Here is a 22722-nt window from a genome sequence, read left to right as displayed (position 1 = left end):
GCATTTGTACCAGGCAGACGGATTTCAAATTCCGCCACAAACACAAATGCTTTAACGTTAGGCACAATAGTAAAGACCATCACGTTTCAAAACAACTTTTATGAGACAAGAATTTAACCAAATTTATGACAACCTTTTTGCCGACTATCTTTATGACACCGATATTCGTCGACGCCGCCCATTAAGATATAATGAATTCGACTTAGCAAGAATTATTCGGAGAGCTATAGACCGTGCAGACTCAAGAGGACTGTTAAGACCTGATGCAAAATATTTTCTCCTTGTCAATTTTCATCATCTCATTGTTAGACCGATGATTGAAAGTAATACATATCGTGGCTCTGTTGAACCTGAGAGAAATTTAATTAGTTTGGAACAAGCAATAGAATCAGACATACAAACCATTGTAAACACAAGTATAGAAAATGGAGGACCTGAATTAAATACAAATGAAAATCAGATAAGTGGACATCAAATTATGGCAACAATTGACCGCATTTGGAAACAATTAAAAACAACAGCATTTGACATCTGGGGGTAATAATATGAGCGATAAAAAAGATGCAGTAAACATTGGAGTTACTTTGAGTACTCAACTTATTGCAGCGTCATTAGCTATGATAGCTGTTGTGGGAACATTTGCTGCGTTTGTGATAGATAAAAGAAATGTTGGATGGGGTTATTATTTAATCGCTGGTGGAGCATTCTTTTCATTTGTAATTAGTATTTTTTTAGGTGGCAAAGGGATTGACAAAGCAAGAAAAGATGGATTTGCCAGCAATTGGAATTTGGCAAATACAAAAAGCTATTTTAATAGACAAGCATTATTTTGCTTATTAGGAATTGTACTTTTTATTTTCAGTGTTTTCTTCGGAAAAGAAAAAGATGATGGCTTAAAAAACAAAGTTGACTCCTTGGAAAAACAGCTATTGCAATTGCATCTTTCCGATTCTTTGAACAGAATTAAAATATTTGATTTAGAAATAAAAGTTGACAGCCTGCAAAAAAAGAAGTGCGACACATCCTCACAGATAAAGTACAAATACTTACGACAAGGAAGTAAAACAATCATTCAGTATTTTGATTCAACTGGCACTCTTTATAACAGAATAAATCAGTAAGGGCAGCATTGAACTACTGTGCCTAACATTGGTATTGCCAATAGTGGGGCTGGACATTGGAGCAATCAGCAGCGGTAATTCTGCTGTACTGTGGTTCGGGGCTTGACGAATAAAGCCTGGCTTTAGTTCTTAATATTTAACTTTATCAAAAAGCCAGGCAGCGGTTCCGGCGGACGAACATAAAATTCCCCACCATCGGCAATACCTGCTCGTTATAAATAATACATGCTGCTTAGGCCCGTCACTTTAAATTACTATTATAACTACAAAATATTTAGCCCACAGACTTACGCAACCTCTTACAAAAAACCCTCTGTAAAAACAGAGGGTTTACGATTGATTGCTTTATGTATATCGGGAACAAAAAAACGTATTGATTAAAATTTGTACACTACCGCAAGAATAAAACTCACAGCACTTTTTTGATTTAAAATTCCCTTTGAATCAAAATAAACAGGGTCTGCAGCACTTTCATATCTCAGTTCGGGAATAATGGTAAAGCCTTCTACTTTAAAGTTGGCAGAAAGGGTGTTGGCTAAAATTCCGGTTCCCAAGCCTTTCACACCTTTATCATCATTAAAATATTCGCTGCGGAGTGTTAAACCAAAAGCAGCAGTGGGGTCATAGTTGAAGTAACCGGCAAAACCATACCAGCTTTGTCCATCTGCATTCTTATCGCCATCCCAACCCTGTGAACGATTGAGCGTACCATTGATGCCGATATTGAATTTGCTGCTTACGGCATAAGTACCTACCAGGTCAAACTGGTTTACAATGGAAGTATCAGGAGCTTTACCACCCACATAGTTGAGATAGAATTTCAGTTTATCAGTAGGCGCAATGCTGTATTGGGCAATTAAAAACTTTTTATTGATTTGATCAGTGGGAGGAATGCGGAAATCAGTCGCATTGCTCACACCCACCATAAAGGTGCTCTTACCTTTAGCATATTCAGCCTTCAAACCTGTATGTGTGAACGGACCGTTGGTGAACATATAGCTCATGCTGTAGTTACGGTTCAGTTGCGGATCTACCAGCTCATAACCCACATGCGTAGCCCAGGCACCTGCGGTGAATTTTAAATCTTTGGCTGGAGAATAACTTACATACGCCTGTTTAACAGCAGCAAAAATGCCTGTTTCATTATAAGAGAATTCTGTAGCACGTGTACCAAATCCAAGATCAAGCACAGCGCCTACTTTAGAACCTGTATGCTCTAGTTTGACAGAAGCCATACCTAATGAAAATGCATTTTGACTATTGGTAAAACTGGTTCTGTTGTTACCGGCCTGTTTTTTAAAATCATAACGGTAATACACATCAGCCGAACCGGAAATGGTGAGCGCCGGTTTTTTTTCTTCAGGGGGTGTTTCCGTTTTTTCTTCTGTGGGAGGAGCAACTGTTTGGTTTGATGCTACGCTGTTTTCCTGCGAATAAACGAAGAGAGTTGTGCACAGGGCGAATCCTGTTGCAAAGATTTTTTGTAACATTGTAATAGATTTTAAGTGTTAATAAGGGTACAGCAGATGTGTTGCGCCAACAACTCATCATAATGCTGTACCTTTTTTATTAAGAATGTTTGGAAAATAAAATTTCAGCAACCACTTGCCCGCCAGGACAGTGATTATAAGTAATTGCTGAAATGTAAGATTGTTGTTTTGAAATTTTACTCAGAAATGAGCTCGCTGGCTTCTTCTTCTTTCATCTGACCATTCTTTGCCACCAGCAATGTTCCCTGTAAATACTTTTCATTGTGTTGTGTAGCATCCAGGCCAAGTACTTCTTCTTCTTCAGTTACACGCAATGGCAGTATAAAGTTGATGAACCGGAAGATACCGTAGCTCATTGCAAAACTGTAAGAAACCACAATGAGCAATGCTTTTACCTGTGTAAAGAAGAATTCAAAATTACCGTAGAACCAGCCATCGTTACCTGCAGCGTTTACTGCTTTGGTAGCTAATAAACCGGTCATGAGCATCCCTACCATACCACCAATACCATGACAGGGGAATACATCCAATGTATCGTCTAATTTTGATTTTTGTTTGTAGTACACGGCTATATTGGAAATGATAGCAGCAACAACACCCACAAATATACTTTGAGGAATCGCTACAAAACCGGCAGCCGGTGTAATTGCAACCAATCCAACTACTGCGCCGATACAAAAGCCAAGTACAGAAGGTTTTTTACCACGCAAAACATCAAAGAACATCCAGCTTAAACCGGCTGCGGCTGCGGCAGTATTGGTTGTAGCAAAAGCAGAAACTGAAAGTGCATTGGCACCTAAAGAGGAACCTGCATTAAAACCAAACCATCCAAACCATAAAAGACCGGTACCGATTAATACATAAGGTACATTGGCAGGAGGAATTTCCTTTTGTTCTTTATGAACAATACGGCGCTTTAATACAAGAGCCCCTGCGAGTGCTGCACAACCTGCAGAAATATGTACTACGGTTCCACCGGCAAAATCAAGAACACCCCACTTAAACAGGAAGCCATCAGGATGCCAGCTCCAGTGTGCTAAAGGTGCATACACCAGCAAACTGAACATTACAGTAAAAAGGATATACGAAGTAAAACGGATACGCTCTGCTACAGCACCCACTACAAGACCGGGTGTGATGATTGCAAACATCATCTGGAACAATGCAAACAAGGCCAGTGGTATGGAAGGTGCTAAACTCCATGGAGCTCCTGACGTAACATCTTTAAAGAACAGGAACGTAGAAGGATCTCCTATAAAACCGCCCACAGATTTTCCAAAAGCCAGGCTAAAACCGACTACTACCCAAAGTACACCCACAATACCGGCAGCAACCACGCTCTTCATCATGGTTGAGATTACGTTTTTGCGGTGCACCATACCTCCGTAAAAGAAGGCCAGTCCGGGAGTCATTAAAAATACAAGAGCTGTGGCTACAATAATCCACGCAATATCTGCTGAGTTGTAAACTCCTGCTTTGTCTTCGAAATTAGATGCTGCCGGAATGAATAGTGAAGCGATTGCAACACCCGCCAGAATCAGAAATGGCGCAATTTGTCTTGCTGAAATTTTCTTAATCATAGTTGGTAAGTTTTTAGTGGTCGTTTACATTTAATTTTTTATAATAAATAAATGCAATAGCAAAATATGAATATTAATTTTAGATTAATTCACTTTTATTACACATTACAGTAATTAATATTTATCTGAAAATAATTACACATACTCACCTAAAAGCAAGAAAGTCAGTGATTTATGAACAATCACTGACTTTGGATAGAATGAAAACAGAAATAAGAAAACTAAATTTCCTGAAGGCTCAAATGGGTGGCAGCCTCTTTGGCTTCAAGTAAAGAACTGCCGCTCAAATACTCATCTACTTTTCGGGCACATTCACGGCCTTCGCTGATGGCCCATACCACCAGGCTTTGGCCACGGCGCATATCGCCGGCAACAAACACTTTATTAATGGAAGTTTTATATTCTTTTTCGGAGGCTTTTACATTTTTCCGCTCATCTAACTCAACACCTAACTGCTCCAATAACCCGTTGATCTGTGGATTGGTAAAACCCATGGCCAGTAATGCCAGCTCACAGGGTATGATACGTTCACTTCCCTCCCGCTCCACAAAAGAAGAAGGTCGGTCATCTTCACTGCTCTTCCATTCCAGGTCCACAATCTTTAACGCTTTCAAATGTCCGTTTTCATCCCCGATAAATTCTTTGGTGGCAACAGCCCATTTTCTGTCTGCACCTTCTTCATGTGATGAGGATGTTTTCAACGTCATCGGATAAGATGGCCATGGCATAAAAGCAGTTCGGTCTTTGGGCGGCATTGGTAACAATTCAAACTGTGTTACACTTGCTGCTTTATGACGGTTGCTGGTACCTACACAATCGCTGCCGGTATCACCACCACCAATCACCACTACATGTTTATTGGTTGCTAAAATATCTTCACTGAAAACATTGCTTTCAATATTGGCATTGGCGAATGGATCTGAATTCGCATTCCGTTTGTTTTGCTGCTTTAAAAACTCCATGGCAAAATGAACACCCTTTAATTCTCTGCCAGGTATATTCAAATCCCTGGGCACGGTTGAACCACCGGCTAAAACAATCGCATGAAATTCACGTAACAGATCATTGACACTTACATTCACACCTACGTTTGCATGACACTTAAATGTAACACCCTCTTCTTCCATCAACTTTATTCGTCTGTCAACTACCCATTTCTCTAATTTAAAATCAGGAATACCATAACGCAACAATCCACCAGGCTGCTCATCACGTTCAAATACTGTTACGGTATGACCGGCATAATTCAATTGTGCAGCAGCCGCTAATCCTGCAGGTCCACTACCCACCACTGCTACTTTCTTTCCCGTACGTTTGTTGATCTTGCGTGGCTGCACCAATCCTTTATCAAAAGCGATTTCAATAATGTGCTTTTCGATTTCTTCAATAGCAATTGCAGGCTGATTGATGCCCAGCACACAGGCTGTTTCGCAAGGAGCCGGACATATTCTTCCGGTAAACTCAGGAAAGTTATTGGTGGATGAAAGAATTTCATAGGCTTCTTTCCATTCCTTACGATACACTGCATCATTGAACTCAGGTATTACATTACCCAGCGGACAACCGCTATGACAAAACGGAACACCGCAGTTCATACAACGTCCACTCTGTTGATTTAATTTTTCATCAGAGTAACGATGTATAAATTCCTTATAATCGTTAACACGCTCTTCCACACTTCTTTTGGAAGGAAGTTCTCTAGTGAATTCTAAAAATCCGGTTGGTTTACCCATGAAAAAGTTTATCGTTTAAAGCTTTTTGTTTTTTGTTACCAGCGTTATTGCTGCTATTAAACTTATGTTGTGTCACTCACTTCATCGTTCAGTAATTCTATTGAGCACCCACCCCTATCAATCATTCTCCATGTTTAAGACCCTGCCGCCCCTCCAGGGAGGGGATAAACTTGCTTTCAATTTTAATCTCACTTCATTAATCCGCATTATTTAATCAATCAATCAAAACTTTCAAGCTCTAAAGCCCCCCTTCGGAGGGGTTTGGGGAGGCTTTACACTTTTGCTTTCACACCACTTCCCTTTGCTTGCACCACTTTTTTATAATCTCTTGGAAACACTTTTACAAAATGCTGCAATTGATTTTCAAAATCATTCAAAACAAATTTTGCAACAGCGCTTCCTGTGTATTGCAAATGTTTTTCAATCATCTGTTTTAACAGCACTGCATCTTCCTCACTCACGGGGTCAAGGTCAACCATTTCTTTGTTGCAGTTGGTTGCAAACTTTCCTTTTACATCATACACATAAGCAATACCGCCGCTCATACCTGCTGCAAAATTTCGTCCGGTATCACCCAGCACCACAACAGTTCCACCGGTCATGTATTCACAACCATGGTCGCCCACACTTTCCACCACTACATTGGCGCCGGAGTTGCGTACTGCAAAACGTTCACCTGCTTTGCCACGAATGAATGCTTCACCACTGGTAGCGCCATAGAACGCCACATTGCCAATGATGATATTTTCTTCAGGATTATAAGTTGCCGATTTATCAGGATAGATGATGAGCTTGGCACCACTTAATCCCTTGCCGAAATAATCATTGGCATCACCTTCCAGCTCATGTGTAATTCCTTTTGTATTGAAGGCTGCAAAACTTTGCCCAGCTGTGCCTTTGAATTTGAAATGAATCGTATCATCAGGCAATCCTTCTCCACGATAAATCTTGGTGATTTCATTTGAAAGGATTGTACCTGTAGTACGATCGGTATTAATGATATTGAACGAAGCTGACACTTTTTGTCTGCTTTGCAATGCAGGTTGTGCAGCTTCTAATAATTTCCAATCCAGCACTTTTGTTAACTCATGGTCCTGCTCTTCACAATTGTACAAAGGTGTGTAAAGTGATGCAGGTTCTTTGTAAAGTATCGGCGATAAATCCAGCTTGCTGAATTTCCAGTGTTGAATATTTTCTCTCACTTCCAAACATTCTACTTGGCCAATCATTTCATTGACTGTTCTGAAACCAAGTTCTGCCATGATCTCTCTCAACTCTGCAACAAGGAATCTGAAAAAGTTCACCACATGATCTGCATTACCGGTAAAACGTTTTCTCAATTCAGGATCTTGCGTTGCTACACCAACAGGACAAGTATTCAAATGACACTTACGCATCATGATACAACCTTCCACCACCAATGCAGCCGTGGCAACACCCCACTCTTCAGCACCAAGCAATGCTGCAATGGCAATATCCCTTCCTGTTTTCATTTGTCCATCTGCCTGCACTACTACCCTGCTTCTCAATTTATTTTTCACCAATGTTTGATGTGTTTCTGCCAAACCTAATTCCCATGGCAAGCCAGCATGCTTGATAGATGAAACAGGTGATGCACCTGTACCACCATCATGACCGCTGATCAATACCACATCAGCTTTTGCTTTGGTAACACCGGCAGCAATCGTTCCAACTCCTGCTTTACTCACCAGTTTTACATTGATGCGTGCAGCACGGTTGGCATTCTTCAGATCAAAAATCAATTGTGCCAGATCTTCAATGGAATAAATATCATGATGTGGTGGTGGTGAGATCAAACCAACTCCCGGTGTACTATGTCTTGTTTTACCAATCCACTCATCTACTTTATGACCGGGCAATTGTCCACCTTCGCCCGGCTTTGCACCCTGTGCCATTTTAATTTGCAATTCATCTGCTTCTGTTAAGTATAAACTAGTAACACCAAAACGTGCTGAAGCAACCTGTTTGATAGCACTACGCATGCTATCGCCATTCTCCATTTTTTCATAACGGCGTTCATCTTCACCTCCTTCACCTGTATTGCTTTTACCACCGAGACGATTCATAGCAATCGCCAATGTTGTATGTGCTTCCCAACTGATGGAACCAAAACTCATAGCACCTGTTGCAAAACGCTTGTAAATATTTTCAGCAGGTTCTACTTCGTCAATCGAAATAGATGGACGGTTCCGTTTGAATTCCAGCAAACTTCTGAGTGTAGCTGCTTTTTCACTCTGGTCATTAACTGCTTTGGAATATTTTTTAAACGTAACGTAGTCATTCATTCTTGTTGAATATTGCAACAGGTGAATTGTGGTGGGATTGAATAAATGAAACTCACCTTTACGTTTCCATTGATAGATTCCACCTACCGGCAAACGATTCACCGGAATATCTTTTCTGCTGAACGCAAACCAATGCTTTACCAATGCTTCTTTGGCAATTTCTTCCAGTCCTATACCTTGTATACGACTTGTTGCACCTGTGAAATATTTATCTACTACTTCCTGGTTCAAACCAAGTATCTCAAATATCTGTGCACCCTGGTAAGATTGCAAAGTGGAGATGCCCATCTTGCTGAATACTTTCAGCATTCCATCACAAACAGCTTTGATATAATTATATCGCAGTTCATCCCATTGAAGATCTGTTTGTAATTGGCCATTCACTTTCATATTACGAATGCTGGCCAATGCCAAATAAGGATTGATAGCAGTTGCACCAAATGCGATCAAACAGGCGAAGTGATGCACTTCCCACACATCACCAGCTTCCACTACTATTCCTACTTCGCCACGCAATCCTTTTCGGATTAAATGATGATGAACAGCCGCAGTTGCAAGCAATGATGGAATATTTGCATGATCGCTGTCAACAGCACGGTCACACAAAATCAACACTTCAAAACCATCATGCACCGCATCTTCTGCGTAACGACACAAGCGCTCCAACCCTTTCTTTAAGGAATCAGGTTTACCATCTGCACGGAAATACGTTTGCAATGTCTTTGCCTGGAACTTACCTGTATCAATGCTTCGTATTTTTTCAAGTTCAGTACTTGTAAGAATCGGATGTTTCAATGCTACTGTATGACAATGCATTGGATCTTCCTGCAAAAGGTTTCCGTTATTACCAACAAATGCTGCCAAACTCATCACCATCCGTTCACGAATAGGATCAATGGGCGGATTGGTTACCTGTGCAAACAATTGCTTGAAGTAAGAAGACAAATGCTGAGGCTGATCACTTAATACAGCCAACGGAATATCAGTGCCCATAGAACCAATAGGTTCTTTCCCATCCAATGCCATGGGTTTGATGATGGTTTCAATATCTTCTGTTGAGTAACCGAATGCTTTTTGATATTTCAAAATACTTTCATCACTCAGGTGTGTAAAAGCAACACGTGGCTCAGGCAATTCTTCCAAACGAATTTTATTTTGATTCAGCCAGTCGCCATATGGTTTTTGGGAACATATCTTCTCTTTCAATTCTTCATCACTGATAATTCTACCCTGCTCCATATCCACCACAAACATTTTACCCGGGTGCAGACGACCACGTTTTATAACGGTTGAAGGATCAACAGGCAGCACACCACTTTCACTCGCCATGATCACTCGATCATCATTCGTGATGCAATAACGTGATGGACGAAGACCATTTCGATCAAGTGTAGCTCCGATCATTTTACCATCAGTAAAGGAAATAGAGGCCGGCCCATCCCAAGGTTCCATAATGGACGCATGATATTCATAGAATGCTTTTTTCACCGGATCCATTTGATCATTACCGTCCCATGCTTCAGGAATGAGCATCATCATTACATGCGGCAGACTTCTTCCGGTCATGGTAAGCAATTCAATCATGTTATCCAAACAGGCTGAATCACTCTGACCGCTTGTTACAATCGGCAGCAACATTTCCATTTCCTCTTTAGAAAAGTTGGGCGATGTAAAACCATGTTCGCTTGATTTCAACCAGTTCAAATTTCCCTGCAGTGTATTGATCTCACCGTTATGTGCAATGTATCGGAATGGTTGTGCCAGCTTCCATGATGGAAAAGTGTTGGTAGCAAAACGACTGTGTACCAAACCAAAAGCACTCACCACACACTTATTATTCAAATCAGGAAAATAACCACGAACCTGGCCGCTGGTTAATTGTCCTTTATACACAACTGTTTTATAGGAAAGCGATGCAATGTAAAAACCAATTGCATCCTTCTTTACAGTACTGTTGATGAGATGAGTTGCATGATTCCGCAATACAAACAACTTACGTTCAAACTCATCTGGATTGTTGATATGATCAGGACAGGCAACAAACACATGTTCCATCTCCGGCTCCACACTCAATGCTGTTGGGCCAATACCATCAGGGTTTACAGGAACCTTTCTGTAAGTAAGAATTTCCAATCCCAGCTTTTCAGCAGTACGGTTGAAAATATCCCGGCATTCTTCCCGAAGTTTAATTTCCTTGGGTAAGAAAATAACACCCACCCCATATTTACCAAAAGAGGGAAGGTGAACACCCATCTTCAAACACTCTTCAAAAAAGAATTCATGCGGTGTTTGAATCATGATACCGGCACCATCACCTGTATTGTTTTCACAACCGCAGGCACCACGATGTTCCATGTTTTCCAACACGGTCAATGCATCACTGATATGCTGATGAGATTTGTAACCTTTGATGCTTGCAACAAAACCAATACCGCATGCATCATGTTCAAACGAAGGATTGTATAAGCCCTGATTGCTCTCCATTTATTCGTAGAGTTTAATAATAAATATTGTTACAGACAACGTCTGATATGGCAGGCAATCGTTCGGAAATTACCGAATTATTCAACTAACAGGTGTTCAAACACAAGCCCCTTTCTCCACCTCTTTCTCACGTCATCCTCTCATCCTTCTCCCAAGGAGAAGGACGGTGCTGTATCATTATTCCATTCTATTTAACTACCACTTCATCTTATACGCTTTTATCAACACATAGCAACCTCACTCATTTTCCTTAAACTCATAAACAAGCGTGGGCTGTGCCAGGCTTTTCCCTCTCCTTAGGAGAGGGAGTAAGGGTGAGGTGGGCTTCACACGAGATAACCAAATGCGTTATCATCGTTTTTCAGTTCCGTATAATTGATTTGAAAACGTTGCATATTCTCCAATAAAGCATCATAATCTTCACGCTGTTTCAATTCAATACCCACCAATGCCGGACCCGTTTCCTTATTATGCTTTTGCATGTATTCGAACCGAACAATATCATCATAGGGGCCTAATACATAATTCACAAATTCTTTTAAGGCTCCCGGACGTTGAGCAAAGCGAATCAGGAAATAATGTTTCAATCCCTCATATTGAAGTGAACGCTCTTTGATTTCCTGCATGCGGTCAATATCATTATTACCGCCGCCGATGATGCAAACAATATTTTTTCCTTTGATCTCATCTGCATAATCATCCAATGCTGCAATACTGAGTGCACCGGCTGGTTCTACCACCACGGCATCTTCATTGTACAATTTCAAAATGGTAGTGCATACTTTTCCTTCAGCCACCAAATGCATCTCGTCCAGCACTTCTTTGCAAACAGAAAAAGTAATCTCGCCTACTCTTTTCACAGCAGCACCATCTACAAAACGATCAATGCTTTCTAATGTAACAGGCTCACCTGCTTCCAGTGCCCGTTTCATGGAAGGTGCTCCTTCGGGTTCGAGGCCGATGATTTTTGTTTTGGGTGAATAGGTTTTGAAATACGTACCAACTCCTGCGCTTAATCCACCACCACCAACAGAAACAAATACATAATCAATATCACTTTGTTCTTCTAAGATTTCCAATCCAACAGTTCCCTGTCCCTCAATGATCCTGTAATCATCAAATGGCGGGATAAAAGTCATCTCATTTTCTTCTGTATACTTTTTTGCAGCTGCGGCACAATCATCAAACGTATCACCAACTAATTGCACTTCAATGGCACCATCTCCAAACATTTTTGTTTGATTGATCTTTTGCTTGGGAGTGATCACAGGCATAAACACCACGCCTTTTACATTCAATTTTTTGCAACTATATGCAAATCCCTGTGCATGATTGCCGGCACTGGCACATACCACCCCTTTTTGCAATTGTTCCAGTGATAAACTGCTCATCATATTATAAGCACCACGAAGTTTATAACTGCGTACTACCTGCAGGTCTTCACGCTTCAAATACACATTACATTGGTATTTACGGCTGAGATTGGGATTCAACTGCAAAGGTGTTCTCACCACTACTTTTTTTAAATTCAAAGCAGCTTTGTGAAAATGAAGCTCTGGTTTGGTATGTGTTGCTGTATCCATTAGTTTAAAACAGGTTCTGCTTTTTTCTTCTTTACTTCATTAGTTGCTGTTGTGATGGCTTTCATCTCGGTCATTGCAGCCCGCAACTTCTCTCCTACTTTTTCTACAGGATGGTTTCGGATGATCTTGTTTACTTCGATGATAGCACGGTTATCAACACCATTATCTTTGCCTGCATTGAAGTTGGTACCGATCACATCTTTGTTCACCGTACTCATAAATTCTTTGAGCAATGGTTTGGCAGCATGATCAAACAAATAGCATCCATATTCAGCCGTGTCAGAAATAACACGGTTCATTTCATACAACTTCTTACGTGCAATAGTATTAGCGATCAACGGTGTTTCATGCAAAGATTCATAGTAAGCGCTTTCTTCTTTAATACCTGCTTCCACCATGGTTTCAAATGCTAATTCCACACCGGCACGAACAAAAGCAACCATTAATAAGCCATGATCAAAGTATTCCTGCTCGGCAATAGGTCTGTCAGTAGGTGTCGTTTTTTCAAACGCAGTTTCACCGGTTGCCTTGCGCCATGTAAGTAAGTTCACATCATCATTGGCCCAATCTTCCATCATCGTTTTGGAGAAATGACCGCTCATGATATCATCCTGGTGTTTTTGAAACAGCGGACGTAAAATAGTTTTCAACTCAGTTGACAACTCATATGCTTTCAACTTAGCAGGATTACTCAAACGATCCATCATAGCAGTAACACCACCGTGTTTCAATGCTTCAGTAATGGTTTCCCAACCATACTGAATCAACTTAGCAGCATAAGATGGCTCCACACCTTGCTGAACCATTTTATCAAAACAAAGAATAGACCCTGTTTGCAATACACCACACAAAATGGTTTGCTCACCCATCAAATCACTTTTTACTTCGGCAACAAAAGATGAACGTAATACACCTGCACGATGACCGCCGGTTGCAACTGCATACGCTTTTGCCTGTGCCAATCCTTTTCCCTCCGGATCATTTTCAGGATGCACAGCAATCAAGGTAGGTACACCAAAACCTCTTTTGTATTCTTCACGCACTTCCGTACCCGGGCATTTAGGCGCTACCATGATCACCGTAATATCTTTTCTGATCTGCATACCTTCTTCCACAATATTGAAACCATGGCTATAAGAAAGTGTTGCATATTTTTTCATCAAGGGCATCACTGCATTGATCACAGCCGTATGTTGTTTATCAGGCGTAAGATTCAATACCAAATCTGCTTCAGGAATCAACTCTTCGTAAGTACCTACTTCAAAACCATTTTCCGTTGCATTTTTCCAGGAAGCTCTTTTTTCTTCTATTGCCTCCTTACGCAATGCATAAGAAATATCCAAACCACTGTCACGCATATTCAAACCCTGGTTCAAACCCTGTGCACCGCAACCAACGATCACAATCTTTTTTCCCTTGAGTACATTTACACCATCCGCAAATGCACTGCGGTCCATAAATTCACATACACCTAATTGATTGAGTTGCTCACGAAGCGGTAAAGAATTGAAATAGTTTGCCATTGTTATTTTTTTAAATTTTTATTTTTTATGTTACCTGCGACGGAGCATCAATTAAGCTGCTGTTGCGTCGCACTCTTGTACGTTTTGAGTTCTACTCATCAACCTCATCCTCTTATCCTTCTCCGAAAGAGAAGGACGGTTCTACACCTCTCTTACATTCTATTTAACTATCACATCTTCATTTGTTCTCTTATCACCACATATCAAACTCTCAAATTTTACTTTGCCCTTAAACAAGCATGGGCTGCGCCAAGCTTTTCCCTCTCCTTCGGAGAGGGATTAAGGGTGAGGTGCTATTTACATGCTGAACACTTTCTCATTCTCACTCAAATACTCATTCTCGATCACCTCTTCACCGGGTTCACTGTATTCAAACTCTTTGAGCTTTTTATGAAATCCTTCACTGTTTTTAATAATTGCTACTCTTGCACTGCGTACAAACTCGATCAGTCCGTAGGGTTCCAGAACCTTAATTAAATTATCCGTTTCTTCACGCTGACCAGCTACTTCAAAAACGGTATAGTCTTTTCTTATCACCACCGCTTTTGCACCATGCTGACTTAGCAATCGTTCTACTTTTACCTGCTCTGCAATTACATCTGTTGGCACTTTGTACATTGCAAGCTCCTGCCAGATGATTTCGTCATTCGTATTGTAATACGCTTTTAATACTTCTACTTGTTTTTCAATTTGACGGCAGAGTTTACGCACCACTTCTTCCGTTTCATTAATCACAATGGTGAACCGATGTACACTGTCCACTTCACTGGGTGAAGTATTCAAACTTTCGATATTAATTTTTCGCTTGGAAAAAATAATAGCGATGCGGTTGAGCAGCCCAACCTGGTTTTCAGTGTAAACCGTAATCGTAAATTCTTTCTTAGTCATATTTATTTTTATTTCACACAACGAAACAAAGGATACCAAGTACACAAAGTCTTTGTTTCGTTGTATTCGTTGTTGCTTCGTGTGAAACCTAAATTTCTTCCTTACTCAATACACATTCCGCCACGCCTCTTCCCTGCGGCACCATAGGGAATACATTGTTTTCTTTTCCTACCATTACTTCCAGCAAGTAACTCTCTTTAGATTGAAGCATGGCTTTCAAAGCATCTTTCAATTTACTTCTTTCACTTACACTTTGTCCTTCAATACCGTAACCCTTAGCCACCTGTACAAAATCCGGACTCTGGATATCTACAAACGAATAACGTTTTTCATGAAACAGCTGCTGCCATTGACGCACCATTCCTAAAAACTGGTTATTGAGAATTAATATTTTTACATTGGGTTTGAACTGCATGATGGTACCCAACTCCTGTATCGTCATTTGAAAGCCACCATCACCAATGATAGCAACGGTTGTACGAGACGGATCACCGTAAGCAGCACCAATTGCCGCAGGCAATGCATAACCCATCGTACCTAAGCCACCGCTCGTAATATTACTTTTGCTTTGATTATATTTAGCATAACGGCATGCTACCATTTGGTGCTGACCAACATCCGTAACTATAATGGCATCACCATTTGTTAACTCATTCAATGTTTTGATCACTTCACCCATCGAAAGCACTTCACCGGAAGGATTCATTTCCGGTTCTATACATGTTACTTTCTCTTTCTCCATGTAATCATGAAACTTCTGCAACCAGCTTGGATATACTTTTTGTTGCAATAACTCAGTGAGCAATGGCAATGTTTCTTTACAATCACCCCAAACACCAACGGTTGCTTTTACATTCTTATCGATCTCAGCAGGATCAATATCCAGATGAATCACTTTCGCCTGCTTGGCATATTTATCCAGTCTTCCTGTTACACGGTCATCAAAACGCATTCCCACAGCAATCAACACATCGCATTCATTCGTTAATACATTCGGACCATAATTGCCATGCATGCCCAACATACCAACTCCTAATGGATGATCAGTAGGAATGGCACTCATCCCCATGATGGTCCATGCAGCAGGCAATCCACCCTTTTCAATAAATGCTTTGAATTCTTTCTCCGCTTTACCCAGTATCACACCCTGGCCAAAAATCACAAATGGACGTTCTGCTTCATTGATCAACTTTGCTGCTTCTTCAATATATTCTTTACGAACAATCGGTTTGGGACGATAGCTTCTGATATGATCACATTTTTTGTAGCCCTCATAATCAAACTTCTGCAATTGTGCATTCTTGGTAATATCGATTAACACAGGACCGGGTCTTCCACTACCTGCGATGTAAAATGCTTTGGCTAATACATGCGGAATTTCAGTTGCATCCGTTACCTGGTAATTCCATTTGGTAACAGGCGTTGTAATGTTGATCACATCTGTTTCCTGGAAAGCATCCGTTCCCAGCAAATGAGCAAACACCTGACCGGTGATACACACAAGAGGTGTTGAATCAATCATCGCATCTGCCAAACCTGTAACAAGGTTGGTAGCTCCGGGTCCGCTTGTTGCAAACACTACGCCTGTTTTACCACTGGCTCTTGCAAAACCCTGCGCTGCATGAATACCTCCCTGTTCATGACGCACCAGTATATGATCAAGTTTATCACAATAATCATACAATGCATCATAAATAGGCATGATGGCTCCGCCGGGATAACCAAATAAAGTAGTTACACCTTCAGAGATCAATGCTTCGAGTACAGCTTCGCTGCCGGAGATGGAAACCGTTTTACTGGTTTCTGTTTGTTGTTGTTTCAATTCAAGTGTCTCCATGAAAATGATTTTAAGCTTCGTCAGTTACACAACCATGTGATGCATCTTTTACACACATCGCATATTTATACAATACACCTTTTGTTTCTTTCAATTTTGGTTGCTGCCATTTTCTTCTTCTTTCAGCAAGTACCTCATTACTTACTTTTAAAGTGATGGTTCTTTTGGTGGCATCCAGTTCTATCACATCATTATCTTCTACCAAAGCGATGGTACCACCATCAAATGCTTCCGGAGTAATATGCCCAACTACAAACCCATGACTGCCACCGCTGAATCTTCCATCAGTGATCAACGCAACATCTTTTCCCAGGCCGGCACCCATGATCGCACTTGTTGGTTTCAACATTTCAGGCATTCCCGGTGCACCTTTGGGGCCTTCGTAACGAATCACTACAACATCACCTTTCTTCACTCTTCCATTCGCAATACCTGCAACCAAATCCTTTTCACCATCAAATACACGGGCGGGCCCTTCAAAACGTTCTCCCTCTTTACCGCTGATCTTGGCCACACTTCCTTTCTCAGCTAAATTGCCAAAGAGAATTTGCAGGTGTCCCGTTGCTTTTAGCGGGTGCTCTAATGGATAAATGATTTTCTGCTGTTCAAAATCAATCGGCTTAATGTCTTTTAAATTCTCAGCAACCGTTTTTCCGGTAACGGTTACACAATCACCATGCAGCAATCCTTTGTTAAATAAATATTTCATCACCCCAGGTACACCACCATGTTTATGTAATTCCTGCATTAAGAATTTTCCGCTGGGTTTGAAATCTGCCAGCACAGGTGTTGTATCACTGATGCGTTGAAAATCATGAATACTCAGATCCACATCCACACTTTTTGCCATAGCAATCAAATGCAGAACAGCATTTGTGCTTCCGCCGAGGATCATGATAAGAGTAATGGCATTTTCAAATGCCTTCTTCGTCATGATGTCTTTTGGCTTAATATCTTTTTCGAGTAATACTTTAATCGCCTTGCCTGCATCCAGACATTCCTGTTTCTTCTCTTCACTCATGGCAGGATTGGATGATGAATAAGGCAAACTCATTCCCAATGCTTCAATCGCACTGGCCATGGTGTTAGCTGTGTACATACCTCCGCATGCACCTGCACCCGGACAACTATGTTTCACTACTTCTTTAAAATCTTCAGGCGTAATTGTGCCTGCTAATTTTTGACCCAATGCTTCAAATGCTGAAATGATGTTTAATTCTTCGCCTTTATAATGACCGGCAGCAATGGTACCACCATATACCATAATTGAAGGACGATTCAATCTTCCCATTGCCATTACAGCTCCGGGCATATTTTTATCACAACCGGGAATGGCGATTAAGCCATCATAATAAAAACCACCACAAACAGCTTCAATACTATCAGCAATAATATCACGGCTCACCAATGAATAACGCATACCATCTGTACCGTTGCTGATACCATCACTGATGCCAATGGTATTAAAGATGAGCCCCACCATTTCTTGATCCCACACTCCTTTCTTCACATCTTTTGCCAAATCGTTCAGATGCATGTTGCAGGTATTGCCATCATAGCCCATACTGCACACACCAATTTGCGGCTTCTTTAAATCTTCTTCTGTTAAACCAATACCATACAGCATCGCCTGTGCGGCAGGTTGTGTTTCATCCTGCGTTAATACTTTTGAATATTTGTTTAGTTCTGCCATTTTTATTTTTTATCCGCCATAGCTTTAGCGAAGGTGGATTATGTACTTAGCTGTTGTACTACTATTTATCTTCTGTTGCGTCGCACTCTTGTACTTTCTGTAATTCTATTCCGCAACCCACCCCTTTTAATCATCCTGATTGTTGAAGTCTCTGCCGCCCCTCCCGGGAGGGGATAAACATTATTCAATTCATACTAATTCCGGTTCTTGTTTGTATTCCTTTTCTGTTACTCTGCACTTATAGGCTGTTTGTATTTTCCTGCTTACAGTATCGTTCCATGGTTTGGGAAACTCATATGCATCAACACTTTTTATTCCTATCACTTCTGCTGCAGTACCGCAGTAGAAAGCCGCATCAGCAGTTTTTAATTCTTCCAACGTAAATAATTTTTCTTCTGCTTCAATTCCCAACTCAGCACAGAGCTCCAATACCGTTGCTCTTGTAATACCAGGCAAAATATTACCCAGTGAAGGCGTTACTAATTTTCCATCTTTTTCATAAAACAAATTTGCGCCCGGTGCTTCTGCAGCATATCCGTTCATATCCAGTAACAATGCTTCATCATAGCCTTTTGCTTTTGCTTCCTGACTTGCCAAAAGTGAATTCACATAATGACCCGCTGCTTTCGCATGTATATGAAATGCTTTTGGATTAGGACGTTGAAAAGAAGATGTCATCACTCTTAATAAATTATCGCCGAGAAAAGGTTGCATCTCCCACACTTCAATCACAATAAATGATTGTTCATTTTTTACAAAGCTCATATTGGCAGGCGCATATACAACGGGGCGTATATAAGCATCCTGAAAATTATTTCTACTCAATGTTTCATAAGTAGCTGCAATCAATTCATCTGCAGTCCACAGATAAGGCAAATTCAATGCAGCGGCTGAATTTTTCAAACGTTCATAATGCTCTACTGCTTTGAAGATCTTTGTTTCACCCTTTACCGTTTTGTAAGAGCGAATGCCTTCAAATACACTGTAGCCATAATGTAAAGACTGACTGTAGAAGTCCATCTTTGCATCTGCTGCCTTTACAAATTCTCCATTGAGAAAAAGAATCGTTTCGTTGTTGTAGTATGTTGCCATAAATAAAAAACCCGCCTCGTTGGAGGCGGGTCTGTATGATTTGTTTGAATTCGTTTTATATACAATTTCCACCTCCGTTGAATGCAGGAATAATAATGACAACCACAATAATAATCACTGTGGAAAGAATCATATTATATAATTTGTTGTTCAACATTAAGTGTCGTTGTTAAAACGAATATACCGCCTTAATTTGAATTAATACAAAGAACTTTCAAAAAATATTTTTCAACCGCTAACAACCGTTGTTAAATAATGGTTGATTTGCGGAGTTCGATATTCTCCTTTTTTACACTGCCCGGAATTTTTCCACTCACATAATCAGCGATCAAATCACCAATGGTGCTTGTGAAATAAAAATTAACGGGGTCAATATCTTTTGTAACAAAATTGTTCTGTAATGTCCAGTCAGCTGCATCACGGATCACTTTTGCTTCTTCAGTCAAACCAAAATGATCGAGCATCATGGCAGCACTTAAAATAGAACCAAGGGGATTAGCAATATCCTTACCTGCTGCCTGCGGATAAGAACCATGAATGGGTTCGAATAACGCTGTACCGTTTCCAACGGAAGCAGATGGCAACATGCCCAATGAACCACTCAATACACTTGCTTCATCGCTGATGATATCACCAAACATATTTTCAGTAAGAATAACATCAAATTGTTTGGGATTAAGTATGAGCTGCATAGCCGCATTATCAACAAACATATAATCAACCGTTACATCACCGTACTGTAGTGCAATGGCCTGCACCGTTTTACGCCACAAACGTGAAGTATCCAAAACATTGGCTTTATCCACCATGGTTACTTTCTTTTTTCGTTTTTGTGCGTATTGAAAAGCAAGGTGTGCAATACGTTCAATTTCTTCTTTGCTGTAACTGCATTCATCACTTGCATAAGTACCATCTTCACTGGTTTGCTTTTTACCAAAATAAATACCACCGGTTAACTCACGGAAGATAATGCAATCAACACCTTCCAGTTGCTTGGCTTTGAGTGGTGATAAATGCTGTAATGAAGGATAAGTTGTGATGGGGCGAATATTGGCAAACAACTGCAAGGCTTTACGAATACCCAGTATTCCCTGCTCAGGACGAACTTTTGCGGAAGGATCATTATCATACTTTGGATGACCAACAGCGCCAAACAATACGGCATCGCTGTCTAAACACGTATCAATTGTTTCTTCAGGAAGAGCACTACCGGTTTTATCTATGGCATCAGCACCAATCAATGCTTCATGAAATGTAAATTCATGATTGTACTGTGCTGCAATTGCTTTCAATATCTTAATTGATTGAGCAGTTACTTCAGGCCCGATCCCGTCTCCGTTTAATATGGCAATCTTCTTGTTCATTAATTTTTCAGGTTTATTTTTCTATCGATTCAAATTGTTCAATATCTGATTTAATGCTTAACAGGTAATCAATATCATCATACCCATTGAGCATACATGTTTTTTTATACGCATTGATCTCAAAGCTTTCGCTTTCACCTGTGGCATCAATGGTAATGGTTTGTGCTTCTAAATTGATAGTGATTGTTGCATCATTGCCCAGTGCAAATATTTTCTGCAGAAAAGATTCACTCACAGTTACAGGAAGCAACCCGTTGTTAAGTGAATTGTTTTTGAAAATATCAGCAAAGAAGCTGCTGACCACTGCACGAAAACCATAATCAGCAATCGCCCATGCAGCATGCTCACGTGAGGAACCGCAACCGAAATTTTTGGCAGCAACTAAAATCTCTCCACTGTACTGCGGTTGATTTAATACAAACTCAGCTTTGGGTTGCTGCTCATCATCATTTGTATAACGCCAGTCACGGAATAAGTTTTTCCCAAACCCGTCCCTGGTGGTTGCTTTCAGGAAACGTGCAGGAATGATCTGATCCGTATCCACATTCTCAATATTAAGCGGAACAAATCTTGATGTTATAGTTGTAAATGCTTTCGCCATTATTAATTTTCAATTAACCGGTTATCAATTCAACAATTCTCTTACATCCGTTACAACTCCTGTTACAGCTGCAGCTGCTGCCGTTAACGGACTTGCCAGTAATGTTCTGGCACCTGCACCTTGTCTTCCTTCAAAATTTCTGTTGGAAGTAGAGATGCAATATTTGCCTGCAGGAATTTTATCTTCATTCATACCCAGACAAGCACTGCAACCGGGCTGACGCAACATAAAACCGGCTTCTTCAAATATTTTATCAATGCCTTCAGCTTTTGCCTGTGCTTCCACCTGTTTACTTCCGGGAACAATCCATACTTCCACATCACTTGCTTTTTGTTTGCCTTTTACAAAAGAGGCCACCATTCTTAAGTCTTCAATTCTTGAATTGGTGCAACTGCCGATAAATACATAATCAACTTTTTGTCCTTTGATGGGCGCACCTTGTTCCAATCCCATATAGGCAAGTGATTTATTCAAACCGCTTTTATCATTTTCATTGATGGTTTCAGTTGTAGGAATCGTTCCTGTAACAGGAATACCCATGCCCGGGTTTGTTCCGTAAGTGATCATGGGTTGAATATCGGCCGCATCAAAATGATATTCTTTATCAAACGCTGCATCAGCATCACTAAACAGAGCTTTCCATTCGTTCAACTTTTGTTCCCATGCTTCGCCTTGTGGAGCAAACTTTCTTCCCTTGATGTAACTGAATGTTGTTTCATCAGGTGCAATCAATCCGCAACGACCACCCATTTCAATACTCATATTACAAATGGTCATGCGGGCTTCCATACTTAATGAACGGATAGCACTTCCTGCAAACTCCACTGCATAACCTGTGGCACCACTGGCAGAAATTTTAGAAAGGATGTATAACACAATATCTTTTGAAACCACACCTTTATTCAAAACGCCATCAACATTAATGCGCATCAATTTTGGTTTGCTTTGCAACAAACACTGTGTGCTCAATACCATTTCCACTTCACTGGTACCAATACCAAATGCAATAGCACCAAACGCACCATGGGTTGATGTGTGACTATCACCACATACAATAGTCATACCCGGTTGTGTAATACCCAACTCAGGGCCTATCACATGTACAATACCCTGGAATGGATGACCTAATCCATACAACTCAACACCATGCTCTGCACAGTTTTTGATCAATGCTTCCACTTGCTTTCGGCTAAGCTCTTCTTTAATAGGCAAATGTTGATTGAGCGTTGGCACATTATGATCAGCCGTTGCCACCGTTTGTTGCGGACGAAAAACTTTAATGCCTCTTTTATTCAATCCATTAAAAGCCTGCGGACTTGTTACTTCGTGAATAAAGTGTTTGTCGATATACAATACAGAAGGACCGCCGTCAATTGTTTTAACAACGTGCTTGTTCCATATCTTTTCAAATAATGTTTGACCCATAT

The 22722-nt window shown here is 40.6% G+C and carries 15 protein-coding genes; 2 read left to right on the top strand and 13 right to left on the bottom strand.

The genetic code is table 11. The features are described 5' to 3' along the window. Window positions 1-100 precede the first annotated feature (100 nt). On the top strand, window positions 101-541 hold the full coding sequence (locus PDL71_RS09145) for a hypothetical protein (protein ID WP_407520179.1): 441 nt from the start codon (window positions 101-103) through the stop codon (window positions 539-541). Window positions 542-545: 4 nt separating this feature from the next. Further along, the gene (locus PDL71_RS09140; protein ID WP_407520177.1) at window positions 546-1121 is read left to right on the top strand and encodes a hypothetical protein; all 576 of its coding nucleotides are present in this window, start codon (window positions 546-548) and stop codon (window positions 1119-1121) included. Window positions 1122-1498: 377 nt separating this feature from the next. On the opposite strand, the gene PDL71_RS09135 is transcribed toward PDL71_RS09140, so the two are convergent. The 13 genes from PDL71_RS09135 to leuC all read right to left on the bottom strand — a co-directional run bounded on the left by PDL71_RS09135 (window position 1499) and on the right by leuC (window position 22720). Next, complete coding sequence (locus PDL71_RS09135) at window positions 1499-2611, bottom strand: outer membrane beta-barrel protein (RefSeq protein ID WP_407528375.1); 1113 nt, start codon at window positions 2609-2611, stop codon at window positions 1499-1501. Between the two features lie 176 nt (window positions 2612-2787). Then, window positions 2788-4191, bottom strand: coding sequence for an ammonium transporter (locus tag PDL71_RS09130; RefSeq protein WP_407528372.1), 1404 nt, complete (start codon window positions 4189-4191; stop codon window positions 2788-2790). A 221-nt stretch (window positions 4192-4412) separates the two neighbouring features. Next, window positions 4413-5924, bottom strand: coding sequence for a glutamate synthase subunit beta (locus PDL71_RS09125; RefSeq protein WP_407528370.1), 1512 nt, complete (start codon window positions 5922-5924; stop codon window positions 4413-4415). Window positions 5925-6196: 272 nt separating this feature from the next. Then, a complete protein-coding gene (gene gltB / locus PDL71_RS09120) occupies window positions 6197-10714 on the bottom strand; it encodes a glutamate synthase large subunit (protein ID WP_407528367.1) in 4518 nt (1505 codons plus the stop codon). A 326-nt stretch (window positions 10715-11040) separates the two neighbouring features. Continuing rightward, entirely contained in the window at window positions 11041-12297 is a 1257-nt protein-coding gene (gene ilvA / locus PDL71_RS09115; protein ID WP_407528365.1) for a threonine ammonia-lyase, read from the bottom strand. Further along, window positions 12297-13820 carry a ketol-acid reductoisomerase gene (gene ilvC, locus PDL71_RS09110; protein ID WP_407528363.1) on the bottom strand — a complete coding sequence of 508 codons (1524 nt, stop codon included), beginning with the start codon at window positions 13818-13820 and terminating at the stop codon, window positions 12297-12299. Before ilvC ends, ilvA begins: the two co-directional genes overlap by 1 nt. 297 nt (window positions 13821-14117) lie before the next feature. Next, window positions 14118-14708: an acetolactate synthase small subunit gene (ilvN, locus tag PDL71_RS09105; RefSeq protein WP_407528360.1), complete on the bottom strand. Its 591-nt coding sequence runs from the start codon at window positions 14706-14708 to the stop codon at window positions 14118-14120. Window positions 14709-14796: 88 nt separating this feature from the next. Next, window positions 14797-16545, bottom strand: a complete 1749-nt coding sequence (gene ilvB, locus PDL71_RS09100; RefSeq protein WP_407528357.1) for a biosynthetic-type acetolactate synthase large subunit — start codon at window positions 16543-16545, stop codon at window positions 14797-14799. A gap of 10 nt (window positions 16546-16555) precedes the next feature. Then, complete coding sequence (gene ilvD, locus PDL71_RS09095; protein ID WP_407528354.1) at window positions 16556-18238, bottom strand: dihydroxy-acid dehydratase; 1683 nt, start codon at window positions 18236-18238, stop codon at window positions 16556-16558. Between the two features lie 189 nt (window positions 18239-18427). Next, window positions 18428-19330 (bottom strand): branched-chain amino acid transaminase, encoded by a 903-nt coding sequence (locus tag PDL71_RS09090; RefSeq protein ID WP_407528351.1) that lies wholly within the window; start codon window positions 19328-19330, stop codon window positions 18428-18430. Between the two features lie 248 nt (window positions 19331-19578). Beyond that, complete coding sequence (gene leuB, locus PDL71_RS09085) at window positions 19579-20694, bottom strand: 3-isopropylmalate dehydrogenase (RefSeq protein ID WP_407528348.1); 1116 nt, start codon at window positions 20692-20694, stop codon at window positions 19579-19581. Between the two features lie 13 nt (window positions 20695-20707). Next, entirely contained in the window at window positions 20708-21295 is a 588-nt protein-coding gene (leuD, locus tag PDL71_RS09080; protein ID WP_407528345.1) for a 3-isopropylmalate dehydratase small subunit, read from the bottom strand. 24 nt (window positions 21296-21319) lie between these two features. Continuing rightward, window positions 21320-22720, bottom strand: coding sequence for a 3-isopropylmalate dehydratase large subunit (leuC, locus tag PDL71_RS09075; RefSeq protein WP_407528342.1), 1401 nt, complete (start codon window positions 22718-22720; stop codon window positions 21320-21322). Window positions 22721-22722 lie beyond the last annotated feature (2 nt).

Source organism: Lacibacter sp. MH-610, from assembly GCF_045780045.1.
Lineage (GTDB): Bacteria > Bacteroidota > Bacteroidia > Chitinophagales > Chitinophagaceae > Lacibacter.
This window is presented reverse-complemented; position numbering and strand designations above follow the sequence as displayed.

Coding starts and splice junctions, on each gene's coding strand:
- PDL71_RS09145 (WP_407520179.1), top strand. CDS start 101: ATGAGACAAGAATTTAACCAAATTTATGACAACCTTTTTGCCGACTAT.
- PDL71_RS09140 (WP_407520177.1), top strand. CDS start 546: ATGAGCGATAAAAAAGATGCAGTAAACATTGGAGTTACTTTGAGTACT.
- PDL71_RS09135 (WP_407528375.1), bottom strand. CDS start 2,611: ATGTTACAAAAAATCTTTGCAACAGGATTCGCCCTGTGCACAACTCTC.
- PDL71_RS09130 (WP_407528372.1), bottom strand. CDS start 4,191: ATGATTAAGAAAATTTCAGCAAGACAAATTGCGCCATTTCTGATTCTG.
- PDL71_RS09125 (WP_407528370.1), bottom strand. CDS start 5,924: ATGGGTAAACCAACCGGATTTTTAGAATTCACTAGAGAACTTCCTTCC.
- gltB (WP_407528367.1), bottom strand. CDS start 10,714: ATGGAGAGCAATCAGGGCTTATACAATCCTTCGTTTGAACATGATGCA.
- ilvA (WP_407528365.1), bottom strand. CDS start 12,297: ATGGATACAGCAACACATACCAAACCAGAGCTTCATTTTCACAAAGCT.
- ilvC (WP_407528363.1), bottom strand. CDS start 13,820: ATGGCAAACTATTTCAATTCTTTACCGCTTCGTGAGCAACTCAATCAA.
- ilvN (WP_407528360.1), bottom strand. CDS start 14,708: ATGACTAAGAAAGAATTTACGATTACGGTTTACACTGAAAACCAGGTT.
- ilvB (WP_407528357.1), bottom strand. CDS start 16,545: ATGGAGACACTTGAATTGAAACAACAACAAACAGAAACCAGTAAAACG.
- ilvD (WP_407528354.1), bottom strand. CDS start 18,238: ATGGCAGAACTAAACAAATATTCAAAAGTATTAACGCAGGATGAAACA.
- PDL71_RS09090 (WP_407528351.1), bottom strand. CDS start 19,330: ATGGCAACATACTACAACAACGAAACGATTCTTTTTCTCAATGGAGAA.
- leuB (WP_407528348.1), bottom strand. CDS start 20,694: ATGAACAAGAAGATTGCCATATTAAACGGAGACGGGATCGGGCCTGAA.
- leuD (WP_407528345.1), bottom strand. CDS start 21,295: ATGGCGAAAGCATTTACAACTATAACATCAAGATTTGTTCCGCTTAAT.
- leuC (WP_407528342.1), bottom strand. CDS start 22,720: ATGGGTCAAACATTATTTGAAAAGATATGGAACAAGCACGTTGTTAAA.